8 protein-coding genes, 1 tRNA gene and 1 other RNA gene are annotated in these 17955 nt (G+C 42.1%); 2 read left to right on the top strand and 8 right to left on the bottom strand.

The window, feature by feature from the left end:
• The first annotated feature begins 377 nt into the window (after nucleotides 1-377).
• Entirely contained in the window at nucleotides 378-2396 is a 2019-nt protein-coding gene (locus PLL47_RS08390) for a monovalent cation:proton antiporter family protein (protein ID WP_324445740.1), read from the top strand.
• 111 nt (nucleotides 2397-2507) lie between these two features.
• On the opposite strand, the gene PLL47_RS08385 is transcribed toward PLL47_RS08390, so the two are convergent.
• The 6 genes from PLL47_RS08385 to ffs form a co-directional block, all read right to left on the bottom strand.
• A complete protein-coding gene (locus PLL47_RS08385; RefSeq protein ID WP_324445739.1) occupies nucleotides 2508-4499 on the bottom strand; it encodes a monovalent cation:proton antiporter family protein in 1992 nt (663 codons plus the stop codon).
• A gap of 147 nt (nucleotides 4500-4646) precedes the next feature.
• On the bottom strand, nucleotides 4647-6596 hold the full coding sequence (locus PLL47_RS08380) for a type II secretion system F family protein (protein ID WP_324445738.1): 1950 nt from the start codon (nucleotides 6594-6596) through the stop codon (nucleotides 4647-4649).
• 11 nt (nucleotides 6597-6607) lie between these two features.
• The gene (locus PLL47_RS08375) at nucleotides 6608-8305 is read right to left on the bottom strand and encodes a type II/IV secretion system ATPase subunit (RefSeq protein ID WP_502883688.1); all 1698 of its coding nucleotides are present in this window, start codon (nucleotides 8303-8305) and stop codon (nucleotides 6608-6610) included.
• A gap of 1110 nt (nucleotides 8306-9415) precedes the next feature.
• A complete protein-coding gene (locus PLL47_RS08370; protein WP_324445736.1) occupies nucleotides 9416-10114 on the bottom strand; it encodes an RAD55 family ATPase in 699 nt (232 codons plus the stop codon).
• 190 nt (nucleotides 10115-10304) lie between these two features.
• A tRNA-Ser gene (locus PLL47_RS08365) sits at nucleotides 10305-10389 on the bottom strand.
• Between the two features lie 146 nt (nucleotides 10390-10535).
• Nucleotides 10536-10851, bottom strand: an RNA gene (gene ffs, locus PLL47_RS08360) — signal recognition particle sRNA.
• A gap of 305 nt (nucleotides 10852-11156) precedes the next feature.
• Here ffs and PLL47_RS08355 point away from each other — a divergent pair.
• Nucleotides 11157-12782: a methylamine methyltransferase corrinoid protein reductive activase gene (locus PLL47_RS08355; protein WP_324445735.1), complete on the top strand. Its 1626-nt coding sequence runs from the start codon at nucleotides 11157-11159 to the stop codon at nucleotides 12780-12782.
• Nucleotides 12783-14132: 1350 nt separating this feature from the next.
• Here the strand turns inward: PLL47_RS08355 and PLL47_RS08350 are convergent.
• Entirely contained in the window at nucleotides 14133-16127 is a 1995-nt protein-coding gene (locus tag PLL47_RS08350; protein ID WP_324445734.1) for an ATP-binding protein, read from the bottom strand.
• On the bottom strand, nucleotides 16117-17454 hold the full coding sequence (locus tag PLL47_RS08345; RefSeq protein ID WP_324445733.1) for a DNA double-strand break repair nuclease NurA: 1338 nt from the start codon (nucleotides 17452-17454) through the stop codon (nucleotides 16117-16119). Before PLL47_RS08345 ends, PLL47_RS08350 begins: the two co-directional genes overlap by 11 nt.
• Between the last annotated feature and the right edge of the window lie 501 nt (nucleotides 17455-17955).

Here is a 17955-nt window from a genome sequence, read left to right as displayed (position 1 = left end):
CTTTCTGGGGGAAATTTAAAGGACTGTTAAATTGTGAAAAATATCAAAATTATTGCGCCAAAAAAGGATAGAAAATTAGTAAGTATGACTTTTGACAATTCAGAATTTGAGACATTTTCAGCAGTCTGCAATAATAGTCGAGATTTTCCAATCCCATAGTGTCAGACATACTTCAAAGATTACTGTGCAAATAATTTAAATAAGAATGTGTCATATTTAATTGCATGGCTGATAATTTTTTAAGATTTGTTGAGATTATATTTTGCATCTGTCTCTTCATACTGTTTCTAATTTCCAGTTTCAATACTACCTCATGAATGAATTTAGTAAACACCACAACAGGATTTTATTATTGCGTTTTCCGGAGGATAATATAGATGGAAGACTATTTACTGGCGAATGTTAACGTAATTCTTGGATTTGCAGTCGTCATTCTTACTATATTTTATAGATTTGAATTCCCACCAATACTGGGCTTTCTTGTAACCGGAATGCTGATAGGACCTTATGGGCTTGGAATTCTGAACGGAGGGGACAATGTGGATATGACTTCCGAGCTTGGCGTGGTCTTTCTGCTATTTACGATAGGTGTTGACCTCTCCTTACATGAGCTCTGGAAAATGAAAAAGGCTGTGCTGGCAGGAGGGACCCTTCAGATACTTTTTACAACAGCACTCGCATTCATAGTCTGCACAGGGATTGGATTTAGCTCTGCTACATCTGTTTTTATAGGGTTTCTAATATCACTTAGCAGTACAGCAATAGTACTCAAAGTTTTTCAGGACAAAAATGAGGTTGATACTCCACATGGAAAAACTTCACTGGCAATTCTGATTTTTCAGGACCTGGCTATCGTACCTCTTATCCTGATCACTCCGATACTTGCAGGAAGTTCTATAAGTTTTGATGGAGCCTTTTCAAGTATTTTCTTCAAAGGCTCACTAATCATCTTTTTCTTCATCCTGAGCGCCAAACTTATAGTTCCCGGAATATTTTACTATGTAGGCAGGACAGGCAGCAAACAGTTATTCCTTGGAAGCGTTGTTTTCGTTTGCTTATCTGCAGCTGTCTTTACCTACAGAATAGGGTTATCCCTGGCTCTTGGAGCTTTTTTAGCCGGGATTATTATATCTGGGTCCCAGTACAGCCGGCAGGCTATGGGCAATATCTTGCCTTTAAAAGACATGTTCATGAGCTTTTTCTTCGTGTCCATAGGGATGCTTCTTGATCTCAGTTATCTGCTTGACCACCTCCCTCTTTTGATTCTTGCAGCATTTTCCCTTATTATAATAAAATCAATTGCCGGAGTACTCATCACTATCATTCTTGGATATCCACTACGTACAACCATAATCACAGGACTTGCGCTTTCACAGGTAGGAGAATTCTCGTTTGTTCTTTCCAAGCTGGGTGTAGAATATTCTCTCCTGTCAGATGATATTTACCAGGCATTTCTGGCGGTTTCAATTATCACTATGGGAATTACACCCTTTTTGATTAATGCTTCTTACAAACCTGCAGATTTTATAGTCCGAAAGGCGTCAGAGACTGTCTTTGGCATGAAACTGGTACGCGGATTCTGCTCTGAATCTTTTGAAGAAAAAAAATGTGTTGGACCTGATATGAGAGACCATCTTATAGTGGTAGGGTTTGGCTTTTCCGGGAAGACAATTTCGAAAGCTGCAAAAGCTGCAGGGATTCCATATATTATCCTGGAAACAAATCCCGATATTGTTAAGCAGGAAAAAACGAAAGGAGAGCAAATACAATATGGAGATGCAACATTAGGAGCTGTCCTTGAACACGCAGGAATAAAAAATGCAAGAGTTATAGTGGTTGGGATCTCTGATGAAGATTCTACAAGAAAAATTGTAGAGAAGGCAAAAGAGTTGAACCCTAATGTATGTGTAATTGCAAAGGTTCGGGACCTGCAGGAAATGAAACGGCTCAATGCCCTGGGCGCGGATGAAATCATTCCTGAAGAATACGAAACCTCAGTGGAAATATTTGTCCGCCTGCTGGAAAAGTATCTTGTACCAAAGGAAAATATTGAAAAAATGGTAAGCGATTTGAGAGCTAACGGCTACAGGAGATTGCGAAAACTGTCCGTCGACCCGGGTAATGATATTGGATTCAGCATAAAGGACGAGCTTCCTGGCGTAGATATTCAGGTTCTTAAAGTAGGAAGCGGTTCAAGTTTTGATGGAAAAACCCTTGCAGAGATGGAATTCAGAAAGAAGCATGGGGTAACCGTACTTTCAGTTCGCAGAGGCCAGAACATAATCCACACTCCTGAAGGGGGTTTCCTTCTTCAGGCAAAAGATGTCTGCGTTCTTCTGGGAAAGCCTGAAAATCTACTCAACGTGAGGAAGTTCTTTGAGGGTGTTACAGGATAAGGCATACTTATCCTCAGTTCTCTTCAAATCTTTGTCTACTGCATGAACAATTGGAAAAATCAACTCCGATTGTCTAAGCCGCTGGAAAAATATTGAAGGAAGAGTGGATCTTTATCCATCTCTATCTTCAAAAAGCCCTCTAATTTCTTCAAATCTTTCAGGAGGGCTTATTACAAGCAGGATATCATCAGGATAGAGCTCCGTCTCAGCTCCAAGGTCATATATAAGCCTGTGATTCCTGGATATTGCAAGAACTGAAACCCCGTACATCTTACGGAGATTAAGGTCTCCAATGGTTTTTTCTGATGCTTTCGAGTATTTTCCCACCCTTATGCTTCGGACATCAACATCGGAGAAATCAAGAGGGAGTTCACAGAAAGTCTTCCTGCGCATTTCAGGTGAGCGAAGCATCCTGTAATGGTCAGCCCTTAGTTCTTCACCCATAGCTTCAATCTCATTACCCGGAACCATGTACCTGTTGAGCACCCTGGCAAAAAGTTCTATGGAACATTCAAATTCGTCTGAGACAACTTCATTGGCTCCTATAGTATAGAAACCGTCTATTTCATTCAGGAAGTGCGTCCGTGCAATAATGTGGACACCCGGATTAAGCCTCCTGGCCGTTTCAATGATTCTCCAGGAACTTACAGGGTCACCTGCAGTAATTACAACTGCTTTTGCAGTCCGGATGCCTGCATGTTCAAGTACGGCTTCCTGAGCTGCATCCCCGTAAATGATTGGCTCACCTTTCTGTTTTTCCTGCCTGACGGTCTCAGGATTAATTTCAATTACCATATAAGGGATTGAAGTTTTTTGAGCAGCAATTCCTACATTTCTTCCATTAACTCCAAAGCCTATAATAATCAGGTGATTTTCAAGCTCTTCTTTCTGTCCTTCTTCCTGAAAAGTTCTGTACCGGTCATATAAAAGTATTTTAGGCAGGGAAAGCTGCCTGCTTGAAGCTGCTGAGTAGTATCCCAGATCCACTAAAAAAGGAGTCAACACCATGGAAAGTACAGTAACAGCCAGAAACTCCTGATATATTTCTCCAGCAAGAATCCCATTCTCAAAACCTACTTTCGCTGTAATAAGTGAAAACTCTCCTATCTGGGCCAGAGAGAAGCCAACAAGAATCATCGTATGCAGAGGAAAACCTATGATAAAAGTAGTAAGAGCATTTACAAAAGTTTTCAGGAAAAAAATCAAAGCAGTAGCTGCGAGGATGAGGAACAGGTGCTTTCTCATCACATCAAGGTCCAGCAACATGCCTGTGGAAACAAAAAAGATGCTCATGAACATGTCCCTGAAAGGCATAATGTTTCCCAGTGCCTGTGTGGCATATTCGGACTCAGAGATGATCAGCCCTGCAAGAAACGCTCCAAGAGCAAGTGAAAGACCTGCCAGTGAAGCCATCCAGGCAACAGCAAGACCTATTACTACTATGCTCAACAGGAAAAGTTCACTGTTACGTGTTTTTGCCACATGGAATAAGAGATGGGGAATTAAGTAACGGGCACTTACAAGAGTGATAAGAACAAGCCCGATTCCCTTAAACAAAATCTCCAGGAGATCACTTCCGACTACTGACTCTCCTGCAAGAAGAGGGGCAAGAATAATTATCAAAACCGCTGCAATGTCCTGAAAAATAAGGATCCCAAGTGCGATTCTTCCATGAGCGCTATAGATCTCTCCTTTCTCCTGAAGAAGTTTCAGCACAATAGCAGTACTGCTAAGAGATGCAATAAGTCCCATGAAAACGGCAGCTTCAGCGGAGTAGCCAAGCCACCATAAGATAACAGAAACAACAGTGGCTGTAATAGAAATCTGCAGCCCTCCCCCCATGAGCACAATTCGCTTGATCTTCAAGAGATCGCTCAGGGAAAACTCTATTCCTATAGTAAAGAGCAGCAGAACGACTCCGATTTCAGACATAACTTCAATATTCTCGGTCTCCCGAATCAGCCCCAAACCAAATGGTCCGACAAGGATGCCAGCAATCAAGAAACCCACAAGCGGAGAGATCTTCAACCTGAAGAAAATAAAAACTACAGGTATGGAGACCCCGAATATAATTAGCAGGGCAGTTAAAAGATCCAGTGACATTAATAGAGGTTTAATTTTTAAATGATATAAATATCATCCCTGCAGCATGCTATGAAAAAAATATTATGAGGCAGGCCGACTCTGCAGCAAAAAAGTTAGTGAAAAGCCTTCAGGAAAGTTCCGAAGGCTTAACCTCCACCTGAAATTTCAGATAAACACCACGAACAGTATATAAGATATTGACATCATGGCAAGTGAGTGCTTGAGCCCGGAGGAAATGTTTGCTGAACCCATTTTACCTGCAACCAGCCCTGAGCCGAAACCCTGCAGGAGAGCTGCATGGAAGAAGAGGAGGGTATATTCCTTCAGGTTAAAACCTCCCATGGACATTGCCGGGTTGCTGGAACCATCAAGAGCAGGCAGGAAGAACGCAGCAAGCACATACACGATTACCAGGAAGACAAAGAAGGTTACGAAGATAATGAAGACATAGATAAACATCTCTGCAGAACGCTCTTTTTTAAGGTTTTTCTCGATATCTGCATCATCCGCAACCGTGCTGATAACCTGATGTATATCTCCTGTGGACTCGCTTGCTTTGGCAATAAGGCTCAGGCTGCGCCTGGTCATGTTGGTCCGTATTCTGGCTTCGAAACGCTTCAGGGCCTCTACAAGATTTGAGTTCCAGCGGATATCGGCAACTGTAGCTTTAATTTCGGATTTAAGCCTGCCCATATTCGACTGGGCTGTAATGGCAATGGCATCTGCGAGCAGAATTCCTGTACCATTGATACTTGCAAGCCTTTTAAGGAATTCAGGAACCTGATCCTCAATCTGCCGGATCTTCCGGACTTCAAGTTCGTGGAAGATTATGTAAGGAATGAAAAGAACAAGAAGAGTTACATAGATATAGTCATCAAGAATTGATGCAGTTTCAACGAATCCTTCATTGTATGGCCCGTGTTTCATGTAAGCAGAAACAAAGTATCCCAGTGCAAGAGGGATGCTTACTGTAAAAGCATATACAGGTCTGTCAAGCATAGCCCTAATAGGGTGCAGGAGCACTCTTTTCACCCTGGAGACCTTTTCATAAAACTCCATTTTCTGGAGAAGTTCTTCATCCTTCTCTGTTGCTGGTTTTACTCTGACATCACTGAAAGAATCCGGCCTGGTCGCGGAGATTTTTTCTTCAGGCATCTTTTCCGCGTCTCCTGTAAGCATATCCAGGAAGACAAGAAAAATCATGGTTCCGAACGGAATTGCCCCGTATACAAGGATATAGAGCTGGGTAGGTCCCCCATTATCTATCATATTCATGACCACGAGGATAACCATAAGGAAAAGGGGGCCTACAACGAATACCGTAATATAAACCTCTGCGAGGAGCCCTAGAGTTTCAAGGAAACGCTTGTGTTCTTTATTTGCATTCGATTTATAAACATCAGTTTTGTTTTTCAGATAAAGTGTAATGTCTCCCCCACTGGAGACTATCGAAATCAGACCGTCAACAAGATCTTTGAACTGCTCGGAAGGCGTTCTATCAGCAGCGTCCCAGAGAGAATCCTGAAGGTCTTTTCCAAAGTATTCAATATCCCGGACGATATTTCCGAATTCGCGAGCAGTTGTCCCGTAAAGGTGAGCATGATTCGAAAGTGACTTCATGATATCATAGATTGTCATGCCTCCGCCCCTCTGCAGGACATAGAGGAAAGCTGTAGCATGGGGCATTATTGCGTTAATAGCCCGCTTCCTGCTATCAGCCTTCATGGGTGGGTATGCCATGATAAGCCCATAGGTAAGGGCAGCAATCATCAAAAAGAAAATGAGTCCGCCTACAACCGTAAGGATAAAAGGAAGATGGGATTCGATAAATGCAGGAGTCTCAACTGCCCTTGTTACCCTGTGCGAGACACCAAATGTTGAGACAATTTTTTCAGGAGTTATGCCCCTGAAAAGATACTTCCCGATAAGTAAGCCCGCGAGCCCGCCAAAAATTCCCGCAAGTAGGGAAAATAAAACTGCAGTTGAAACATACTGTTCTACAGGCAGGGGAATCTGAGCCTGACGAAGCTTTATTTTGAATAGGGCAAACTTTTCTTCTTTCTCAAGAATTTTTTCTCCGAAGATCCTGAATGCCACGGTAGTTATAGCGCTCATGGTACCCCCAATTAACTGTGGTGTGCTACCATATCCCGCAAGGTATCGTTTCCAACTGCTTCCATTACAAGCTGCGGGTTTGTAGCATACATGTGTACTATAAGAGAAACGCTCACATAATCACGAATCTGTTTTGCCGCCATATAGGCGAGGATCTGTTCCCGGTTTTTAAATTCAATGAAGAGCTTATCAGGGCTCCATCCCCTTGCTTTCATAATCTCGTTAAGCACATAGGAATCGCCTGCCCGCTTGAAGTTATCGTGCACCGGCTCCCAGCGATAAAGCTCATTGATCCTGAGACTTCCTGACCTTGCGTCAAGCCCTGTAATCTCCACTATTGTTTTGGTTCTTCTCACTCTGGTCTCATTGACATAGGTCTGCATCTGGATACAGATGATACCAAGGGCCTGCATCATTACATGCGGTACGTTGATGGGCTCGTTTTCAAGTCTGTTAACCACAGTCTGCACATCGCTCGCATGCATTGTTGAGTAGGTGGTGTGCCCTGTTGACATTGCCTGGAAAAGAGTAAGAGCCTCCTTACCGCGGACTTCACCTACCAGGATATATTCAGGGCGTTGCCTGAGAGCAGCTTTCAGGAGCTCATACATCGAGACTTCCCCGGTACCGCCTACGGTAAACGATTTTCTGGTAGCGCCTGCAATCCAGTTTTCATGGTGAAGCATAATCTCCCTTGTATCTTCAATGGATACTACTTTTGATAGCCGGGGGATAAAAAGAGAAATTGCATTCATTAGAGAGGTCTTACCCGAAGCAGTACCGCCTGCAAAAAGTACACTGATGTTGTTTTCAATGGCAATCCAGTAATAAGCCATCATCTCTATACTGCATGTGCCATATCTCATAAGGTCAACAGGAGTTATCGGGTCTCCTTTGAACTTACGGATAGTGTAAGAACTGCCCCTTGTTGTAACTTCTTTTCCGAGGGTTGCCTGAATTCTTGACCCGTCAGGAAGAGTTGCATCTACAATCGGCTCTCCTATAGAGATGTGCTTGCCGCTCCTCTGGCAGAGCTTGACAACTAAGGAGTCGAGTTCTTTTTCCCCAAAGCGAATATTGGTCACAATGTTGTTGTGCTTTCGGTGGTAAAGATAAATAGGGATCTCAATACCCGAACAGGAAATATCTTCGATATTCGGGTCACGAATTAGCGGATTAATCCTTTCATATCCGATAAAATTCCTTCTGAGGAAATACATTATTTTATGAATGGAGGAAACTTCAAGAGTACTGTAGTACTGATCAAAAAGCCGCATAGCCCTGTTAATAAGAATGACGTCTTTCTCTTTTCCAGCGATCATATCCTCCTGGGTAAGAACGTCTTCCAGGTTGTTTCTGACTCTTTCAAGAACAGTCTTTTCATAGGTGGTTAGCGTGGGCTCGACAACATAATAGTATTTCATTTCCCTGTTTTCGATTATGCTGACAAAAGCGTAAGGTTCTTCTACCCAGTAGCGTTCGATTTCAGAAAATCCGGCAGGAATTTCGTATTCGAGGAGAGGGCCGCAGGTTTCAGGATCATAAGGCGGCAGAACCCTTATTTCCTCATCCTTCAAACTCCGGATAATTTCGGCAAACTTCTTTTTTGCCCCTTCAGGGGTTTTTACTTCATTGAAGAATTCCTTTAGTTTGTCACTTAATTTTTCGCCTTCTTTGATCCCCATTATATCGCGGGTCAGATCTTTCATATTTCCGGCAAATCCGGATTTTTTCTTAATTTTTGCCTTATGTGTATCCTTTCTGGCTTTACCCGGAGTTCGAACTTTTTTCTCCTCTTTTGTTTCCTGAGAACTTTTTAACTCCACAACTCCGCCCTTAGTATCATCTGTACTTTCCTCATGATGAGGCCCGGCAGGAGGAGGGAAAATGCCTTTGTTTTCAGTTTCAAGGATAAGTTCAACTTTCTTTTCAGGTGTTGCTTCTGTCGATACAGCAGATTTCTTTTCAGGGGTCACTTCGGTAGAAACGGAAGTTTTCGGTTCAGAACTTGCCCCTCCATCAGAAGATGTTGAAATTTTACTTTCGTGTTCATCCACAAATAGAGGAGACTCAGGCAGAACTTCAGTTTTCGGATTCTCCTCATCTCCAGTTTCCGGAGAAAAGCTCTTAAATTGAACAGTTTCAAGTACAGATTTGGTTTTCCTGCTTTCAATCTTAATTTTCATATCAGGAAGATGAGTATTTTCATTTTCAGCATCCTCATTTTCTGAAACTTCCTGAAGGATATTATCTGTATCAGTGTTCTTATCAGCCTGAGGGCTGTCAACATGTATATTAATATTACCTTCATAAGGAATTTTCTTGACAGGTACCTGTAAAAGATAGGATTTCCCTGACAGAGTATCTTCTTCCTCGCCTGTACGTACATTCTTTTCTGACCTTTCTGAGTCATCCGGAGATTTCTCGTTTTTAGAAATCATAGAAGCTCACCCCACCTTGGATTAGTCCCCTCACAAAGTTGGACATAAGTGTTAAGTAATGATGGAACTATTGTTTAAATTTTTACTATATGTATTGATAACTTTATAGCATTATTAATTATATCATTAAAATACTTTTTCTAGTACATTAAAGTTTGATTCAGTCGTTTTAACCAAGTAAAAAGAAAAAACCTGAAGTTTTTTGTTTATTAATCAAATAAGAAATATGGTTTAATAGTATAAATCTTTTCATGAAGAGAATTCATATATTAAATATTATATTTATACTGTACAGAAGAAAGATATAAAATCAAAACAAACACAATATTTGAAACAAAAAAGAATATAAAAAATATAGTAAGATGCGGATCAGATATCTTAAAGGAGTTTAATTCCTGATGAGGTAATTTCAAACCTTATAGGGTTCAGACTGAGGCATGTCCGTCTCATTTTAGGGATCCTTATGTAACGCTCAATATTTCCAGTATAGGGGTTTTCGTCTACCATAAGCCTAAGAGAGCCGCTTACCGAATATTCAGCAAGGTTATGGGTCATCTTGCATGCGGTATCATCCATGACGAACATTGCCGTGCAGTCGCCTCTGGTGCTCAGTATAAAGTTTAACGCATCAAACTGATCTCTGAAGTCCTGAATAGAAAGTCTGAGAGTAAAAACTCCAATATTATCAATAACTACGACATCGGTTCCTTCAGGCACATAGTCCGAGAGTGTGGGCAGCTCTATTTCCAGTCCCTCAGGAGTAAAACCGAATTTTGAAGTCTGGACCTTTTCTGAACGATTCTGGAAAGATTTCTCGATTGTAAGCTGACCGTTTTCATAATATTTCGTAAGTCCGAGACCAAGCATTTCAGAGAGATCAAGAATATCTTCAGGAAGTTCTTCTGTTGCAACCAGAACGCATTTCTTGCCGTCAAGGCATGCCCTGTGCAGAAAATGAATTGTAAAAGTCGTCTTGCCAGTCCCGGTATCTCCGGTGATAAGCAGGACTCTGCCTGCAAGGTATCCGCCGCCAATTCTTGCATCAAGCTCAGGTATTCCTGATGATATCCGTTTCATTGTTTTGACTCGATTCATTTTGTAGATTAAGCCTTAGCCCGCAGGTTATGAGACTGAGTGAGAGGGCATAAAACTGAACCTTTACTTACAGGTATAAGACGAGATCTTATATAAAATTTACACACAGATGAGGAAAAAATACAGATAAAACAGAAATTGGAAAAAATAGAAAAAACTCTTAAAAAAGAAACGACGAGAGGGGGACTCGAACCCCCGGGATGCAGGGCATCACGGGATTAGCAATCCCGCGCCATACCGGGCTTGGCTATCTCGTCATATTGAACTTTATAAACGCGTCCCCTACAATGCATTTCATATATTTAACCTTTTCCGGAGAGAAAACAATTCTAAGGGACTAATCAAGAAAATCACAATAATATTATAAAACCAAGCTTTTGAAAAGATTTGATAAAATGTTTAGTGATGAGCACACCGCAGGTCGTTGTGACTCGGAGTCTCCAGTAGACTGAGATCTCTTCTCCACCCCGCGACCCCGCAAGCGACAGTTGCCCACAGTGAGTCTGCTCCCTTCCGGGCCTCGACCGGTTTCCACGGATTAGGGTATGAGAACCTGTTTTCCAGCAAGTCCGCATACCTGCACCATCCAAGCAGGACGGAGCTTCTCAGTTGAGACTTCAGGCTGGAATCTCTCTGGCGCATCTTCCTTTGGCTTCGTCCCCCGCGTATCGGCGATTTCGGGTTACAGGTAACGCCGACCTACCCGGACTAGCTCATCAGCTATACAAAGACATTTGTAGTATATAAAAATATCCTACCCGTATTTCTCCCGATATCTGTTTTTTTGAGCAAAAAAACCTGAATGTTTAATCTGCTTGCAAAAGCAAAATCAAAGCTAGAAAAGGCATTTTTTGAAAAACAATACAGGATAATTAAAAAGTTGGCTAGAGATTAAAATATATAGGGAAGAATAAATCCCTGCATTTATTTATACGTCATTTTTCAAAGTAATATTACGGAAAATCTCAAACGGCTTAAGTGATATTTCAAAACACCCGGCAAAATAAAAGATGAGAGGATTTTTATGAGATATGGAGTTGCAGTTGACCTGGGAACAAGTGGATATAGAGCTCAGAAGATTGACCTTGATACAAAAGAAATCAAAAGAACAGTAATTACGCTGAGAAATCCTCTTCCCGGAGCGAATGTGATGGATCACATGGACTTCGCAATTCACTACGGGCAGGATCTCGCTCATGGACTTTCAGTAAATGCAGTAAAAAATCTGCTGCAGACACTTGATGTGCAAAGCGGGGAACTGGACAGACTTTCTATCTGCGGAAATCCTATCCAGCTATCTATTTTTCAGGGAATCAGTATTGAAGACCTTGCATACGCAGGCGAGCGTAAGAAACAGAAGTACAATATACAGGAACAAAAGAGGAACGCAAGAATAATCTCCAGCACTGAAATCTCAGGGCTTGAGGAATTTAACTGCGAAGTTGTAGTCCCTCCTGCAATAAAACACGAGGTTGGAGCCGATGCCCTTGCTCTTATAACCAAATCGGGGATGCTAGACAGCGATGAAATTTCGATTGCAACGGACTATGGTACAAATGCCGAGATGGCTCTCAAAGTAAAAGATATCATTTATACAGGCTCGGCAGCTGCAGGCCCGGCTCTTGAAGGGCAGCAGATAAAACACGGAACACTTGCATCTCCCTTTGCAATTTCGGATTTTGAATTTGAGGATGGAGCATTAAGAAATTACGTGCTAAATGAAGAAATGAAACCAGATCCAGGAGATCTTGTCGATCCTAAGACCGGAGAAATCCTTGAAGAAGGAAAAATAAAAGCAAAAGGAATCACAGGTACGGGAGTTATTGCCCTGTTAGAAAAGTCCCTTGCACACGGCCTGGTAGAACTTCCAAAAGTTAAGACTCCGGACGGACTTCTTCACCTGCAGAACAAAATAACCTTCTCGGAACACGATGTTAAAGAAGCAGGAAAAGCAATTGGAGCGATCAGGGCAGGGCATATCACCCTATGTGCGGCTGCAGGCATTGAACTGACAGATATCGATACTGCCTATATGGCAGGAGCTGCCGGAACATATATGGATGCAGTAAAAGCCCAGAAGATTGGGTTAATACCTTATTCTACAGGAAAAATTGCCCAGCTTGGAAATACATCTCTTGCGGTTGCAAGAGAAATTCTGCTTTCGGAAGAAAGATTATGGGAACTCCAGGACATTGCAAACCAGATAATAGGTACTCACATAACGTTTGCACTTGTTCCCGAATTCCGGGATGCCTATGTTCTTGAACTTGCGTACTGGGAAGAAGGAATGCCTTTCAAGATGTTTAAGAAATATCTTAAAAAGAAAGGGCTTCCGTCACTTGACGAACCCATAAGCAATCCTGTTGTGGATAAGCGCGTGGAAAGAGATATTCCGGTGCTAGGGGAAGAAGGTCTGCATGTTCTGGAAAGGGTAGGGACCTATATGACCATGGTTGTCGTCGACTGCCCCGAGTGTAAAAAATGCATAAAGGTCTGCCCCAATGATGCCATTACAATAGACGAAGAAAACAGGATTATGATAAGCACTGACCTCTGCGAAGGTGCACACTGCCAGAAATGCATAAGAGCATGCCCTCCAGACAAATTTAACTGGGCAAACCTGGAAGTATTCAAACCGCCTCAGGAATAAATAAGTTTGATCACTGCTGAAACGGCACTTGGTAATGATTGTGTCGAAAAACATCAATCTAAAACCTAAAAGAGATTTTCATTAAAATTGGTGTAGAGGTGCGAAGACACATTACAATATTAAAAGTCGGCATTAAAGGTAAGTATTAAAAGTGCCTTTCAGTACAGTTCCTGTTGAAATACGTTCCTTTTTACAGGAAAACATTTGAAAAAATCTGGCTAAAAAAAGACAGTTTAAAAAGTCCAAAAAGAGAAAAACAGGATTTAAAATAATAGTTTTGGAGGGTTGTGTGCAGAGTGAACACAAGGTATATAAATAACCTGTGCAAAGGAGTTTATGAGGCATCGAATCCACTTTCACACCACAAATCATCTATCACATCTAGCCCGGATAGATTTTTAAGTCACACAACGCCTTTTTTTAGATGCCTCAATACCACATAAAGCAACGCTAAGTGGGATAGAGAATCATCATATATAAACTTTTATATCGTATATTTAGAATAAAAAACGAACATGCTATTTGTTATGGCAAAAAAGTGATTTCTCACAAAGTAGAGCAATATAACCTGTAAAAACTCAAAAGCTTTAAATCCCCCTATAAAAGCGTTATTCCTTTTTTTCTAAGGGCACGTCGAGCTCAGGCATAAGAAACTCGCAAAAGTACTCCTAAGAGACTCCTAAGAGACTACTGTTGAGATTGTGCAAATCCAGAAGGGCAGATATTTACTGAGAAGTAGAGAAGAAAATCAAATCAGAAAAAAAATCCTGCCACAAAAATTCCCTCTAATCTTTACTCTGGATTGAGCTGAGTATACGTTTAAGAATAAAAAAGAATAAAACAGAACTATAGAAAAAACACACGACAGAGCGCAAAAAGAGATATGCAGAGACGGAATTATATTAGGAGTGATACACAAAAAATCAGCACAAATTTTATAAATAACCTGTACATAGGAGTTAATGAGGCATCTAATCCACTTTCACACCACAAATCATCTACCACATCTAGCCCAAATAGATTTTTAATTACGCAACGCCTGTTTATTAGATGCCTCAATCACCCACTCGAGTGAAACTTTATATAAAGCTCTCATAGATAGAAGGAGTTTATTGGATATAAACATTTATATTTAATCTCAATTATAATATCTTCTAATTAAAAGCTTATGTTTTCTAAAAAAACGCGCATGATATTCTTCGAATAACATGCCCAAAGAATGAAAGTACTTGAGAGCACTTTCATACCAGGAAGAAAAAGAAGAGACACATGCCTTACTTCATAAGGCAGGCATGAGCAGATAACTTTTTCCTGAAAAATCAGGTTCTTTAATTTCAATTTTCTGTTTTTTTAGCGGTGTCTCACAACGCAGTTTGAAAGACCAAGAATTTCCACGATATCACTGTTGTCAGGGCTGTGAATAATCATCTGCCCTTTTTTAAGGTAGGGAATCCTGCGTTCATATTCTTTAGGGACTTTTAAAGATGAGATTGCAGCATCATTATTGAGGTTGAGGATAAGCTTTGTATTAACCTGTTTAAGGACGGTATCATCAATGTCCTGAGGGTCCTGCGTGATCAGGAAGAGACCGAGAGCTTCTTTTCTTCCCTGGCGGGCTGCGTCCGCAAAACGGGAAATAATAAGGCGGGCGTGTTCCCCGTTTGCCTTTGAAAGGTAACGATGAGCTTCGTCAAGCGCCAGGATGATCGGAGTTTCTTTTATGTCCTCAACTCCTGTAGTATTGAGCTTGTTGTCAACGATCAGGCTCATGATTGTGAGCACTATGAGGTCCCTGATCCTGGGAGAGCTTATGTACTCCGTCGGGAAAACCGAAATCTGTCCAGGCTTGAAGATTTTATTCAGGATGTCAGTTATCGGGGTCGCATCGCGGTCAAAGACCTTTGAGAAAAATCTGCTGCTAACTCTCCGCACGATCCCATCGTAAGAAGACTCATGGATCCTGTTGCTGTCAACGTAATGAGAACGCGTTCCTTCGTTTTCGATATGGCTGATAAAGTTCTGATATGTATGCGGCACACTTGACTTGAAGAAGTCTGCAAGGAGCACTTCAAGCCCTATATATTGAAGTTCGGACATCCCTGCTGCTGCAATCAGCCAGGAGTTATGTTCCACAAGGGAAAATGGAATTGTAAACTCGATCTGCTCTGCCCTTGACTTGTCTCCGGGATACTTCTGACCTTCAACCTTTGCCACAAAAGCCTTTGTTGACTGAACCCTGCCGTAATTAACGTTTTCGGATTCAAACCTGAACCTGTCGTCCTCTGTCAGGGTATCGTTGTCCTCAAAAATCTGGGAATACTCATCCTGAGGGTCCATAATTACCAGGCAGGGGTTTTTCTTCGCCTTATCGGGAGAGTTGCGCAGCCTGTAACGGTTGTTTTCAGTCATGAACTGGCGCAGGATGTTTTTAGAAAGGAAAGTCTTTCCTGTCCCCGTGCTCCCGCAAATAAGCATATGCCTGAAAATAAGGGGGTCGCCCATCGAATAATCGTTTCTGAGGTAATAAGCAACGGTTTCAGGTTCGGAGTGAGTCTTTACAAGTTCTCCTCCTACGCTCAGGTGCCCGAGGAAAATTCCTTTTTCAGGAATATTCAAGCCTGTCTGGACTTCAAGCCTGTCCGTTACAGGAAGTAAGGGCGTGTTCGGGCGGGGAATTCTGTCTGCCATCCTGCGTGTGAGTGAACCTTCAGCTTTTTTCCGGTACAGGATACAGAGAGGGTCAAGGCAGGCAAGGAACTTGTAATCGGCTTCGTTTACAGGGTTTGCCCGTGAATTCAGCATGCGCCTTGAGTGGATTTCAGTTGCATCGTCCACTGCAAATTCCTGCCTGTACTGGAGTTTTCCTACCCTTGCAAAGAGCTTTTCTCCGTCTTCATAAGGCACGACAACATAAGTCCCGAGCCTGATTTCACTCCTGCGGGCAGAAGAGATGTATCCTGTGATTGTAGCTCCTGAAGGTGTTATTTCGAGGGGTTCTATGCCTGTAGTAACAATTCCGAAAGCCTCAACCAGAGCTGGAGCGGTTCTGGAGATTCCAGGATCATATTCTTCAAACGTTTCAAACGGAAGTTCTTCTTTTTCAGAAAATCCGGATTCAGGAGAAGGAACAGGAAACTCTTCAAAAGCTGGCGGTATTCCTGGCTCGAAAGCCTCTTCAAACACATCTTCCTCCGGATTTTTTACCTTATTTTCGGGACTTTCCTTTAATCCCGTGTTTTCACCTGAACCCGCATCTTTTTCAGAAATAGTAGCCTTATCAGGAGCAGAAGTCGGCTTTGACTTATTGGAAATAAAAGCAAAAATATCGGCATCTTCATATGTCATTGAGCTTACCCCACCGGGTGTCATTATAAGTTATATCAGGATTCATATTCTCAAAGAACTTATCGATCTCCTGCCTCTCCACTTTCCTGATTTTTGCGAGGTGGTCTGCCTTTGTGAGGGTAAGGGGAAAACCGTGAAGAGAAAGGTCAAAGAGCACCTTTTTAGTAATTTGCATGCGCAGGAAATCATCCTTAATAAGTCCGTAAGGAGCTTCAACCTTAAAAACCACATCCTTTGAAGGCACGTAAAGCATGAAAAAACAGAGTGCATAATCTTCAGGCGGGAACCTGTGCCTGAGCTTTTGCTGGACCACGTCTCCTGCTGCAAGGGGAGAAGTTCCATTAAGCATCTTTTCGTAATACCTGTTGGGCTGCAAAAACCAGTTAGTGTAAGTGATATAAGCACTTCTGGGACCGTTGTGCTTGCCGTTATTTCCGTTATTCGAGTGCCATCCGTTATGCCCATTCCCGGAAGCCCTGCCGGCTTTTTCTGGGGAAAGGAGGTTTCTGAAAAACTGTGCATCAAGAAGCCACGGAAGGTCAAAAGCTTCCCTTTTCTTCCGGACACTGTCCATGATCTGCACGTCAGTAGGATTTTTAACAAACCCTACCACAGGACTCTTTTTTTCCAGAAAATGGTCCATGACGTCAATATAGTTCTGCAGGATTTTTCGGGCGTCGGGGTTCTGCCGAATCCTTACCTCATCGTCATCGAGCACCATCCAGTACATGAGCTGTTTGGGGTAAATGGGTCCGTCCATTATGAAAAAGCTGTCAGGTTCCAGCCTGTCCTTCATAAAAAGAAGGTGTTCGGACTCTGCCAGATACATGGCAAAATTGTGTACCATATCTGGAGCCTTTCTTTTCAGCTCATCCGGAGCAATTGTAACAAGCTTTGCCCTTCCGAGCCCTTCGTCGAAAATTTCCCAGCCTGATGTTGCACGCATTGCTATTTTCTGAGAGGAGGAATAAGCAGCACAGACAATTGTCCTGCACCTCTGGACATCAAGATCGGTAGGTGTTGCAGCCAGCCCGCAGTGGCAGAAGTCTACAAAAAGCCCGCTGTCATAAGTCCTGGGATTAGTGCTTCCGCTGTCGCAGGCATAGGTAACAGGATAGGGATCCTCGCCCTGTGCCATCAGCTCGGTCCTGACCATTCCCCGGAAGAGCCGATCCACAGCCTTAAGGATTACCTTCCCTTCAATCTTCAATTCTTCAAGCAACTTATAAACATCCACTGCCGTTTTCGGGTCATCAGCTTCAAATGACTGGTCAATTCTCTCTGCAAGCTCCGAGATCTTATGCATATGCACGGGCTCAAGGGTCATGAATAAAAGATACTTTAACAGTAATATATATTTGTTGAGTGGAAAGGACAAAGTGTAGCACTGTTTTAGGGATGAAACATACCAACATTTTAACATCTGCACATTATTATTTACTTGAAAAACGAATACTGTTAATGTAAAAACGGGGATTTTGTGGGTAGTTGTTTAGGTAGTATTAACGGCTACTTCAGGCTTTTTTCGTATTAATCCCGAATTTAGTAGATATACATCAATGTAAAATTTATTTTCCGATTCGCCCACTCTAATTCGAGACGAACAGGATGAGCTTTTCATTCAGTGTCTTGTTGAGATTGGAAGTGGTATTTTTGTATACTTTTGCGGGAAGCATGATCAACTATAGTATTAGGAGGGGTAGTAAATGAAAGAAATGATATGTGAGAAAACATCAAGAGGGCATATCTCAATAAAAATTTTAGGATTCATAATGCTGGCGCTTTTGATTCTTGTGAGTATCGCAGGGGCCGCGCCGTACGCGTATAT

The organism is Methanosarcina sp. (assembly GCF_035390745.1).
GTDB lineage: Archaea > Halobacteriota > Methanosarcinia > Methanosarcinales > Methanosarcinaceae > Methanosarcina.
Note: the sequence above shows the minus strand (reverse complement) of the source record. Positions and strands in the feature narration are given on the sequence as shown.

What these genes read in the sequence shown, in the direction of transcription:
- PLL47_RS08390 (WP_324445740.1), top strand. Translation starts at nt 378, where the DNA reads ATGGAAGACTATTTACTGGCGAATGTTAACGTAATTCTTGGATTTGCA.
- PLL47_RS08385 (WP_324445739.1), bottom strand. Translation starts at nt 4,499, where the DNA reads ATGTCACTGGATCTTTTAACTGCCCTGCTAATTATATTCGGGGTCTCC.
- PLL47_RS08375 (WP_502883688.1), bottom strand. Translation starts at nt 8,305, where the DNA reads ATGAAAGATCTGACCCGCGATATAATGGGGATCAAAGAAGGCGAAAAA.
- PLL47_RS08370 (WP_324445736.1), bottom strand. Translation starts at nt 10,114, where the DNA reads ATGAAACGGATATCATCAGGAATACCTGAGCTTGATGCAAGAATTGGC.
- PLL47_RS08380 (WP_324445738.1), bottom strand. Translation starts at nt 6,596, where the DNA reads ATGAGCGCTATAACTACCGTGGCATTCAGGATCTTCGGAGAAAAAATT.
- PLL47_RS08355 (WP_324445735.1), top strand. Translation starts at nt 11,157, where the DNA reads ATGAGATATGGAGTTGCAGTTGACCTGGGAACAAGTGGATATAGAGCT.
- PLL47_RS08345 (WP_324445733.1), bottom strand. Translation starts at nt 17,454, where the DNA reads ATGACCCTTGAGCCCGTGCATATGCATAAGATCTCGGAGCTTGCAGAG.
- PLL47_RS08350 (WP_324445734.1), bottom strand. Translation starts at nt 16,127, where the DNA reads ATGACATATGAAGATGCCGATATTTTTGCTTTTATTTCCAATAAGTCA.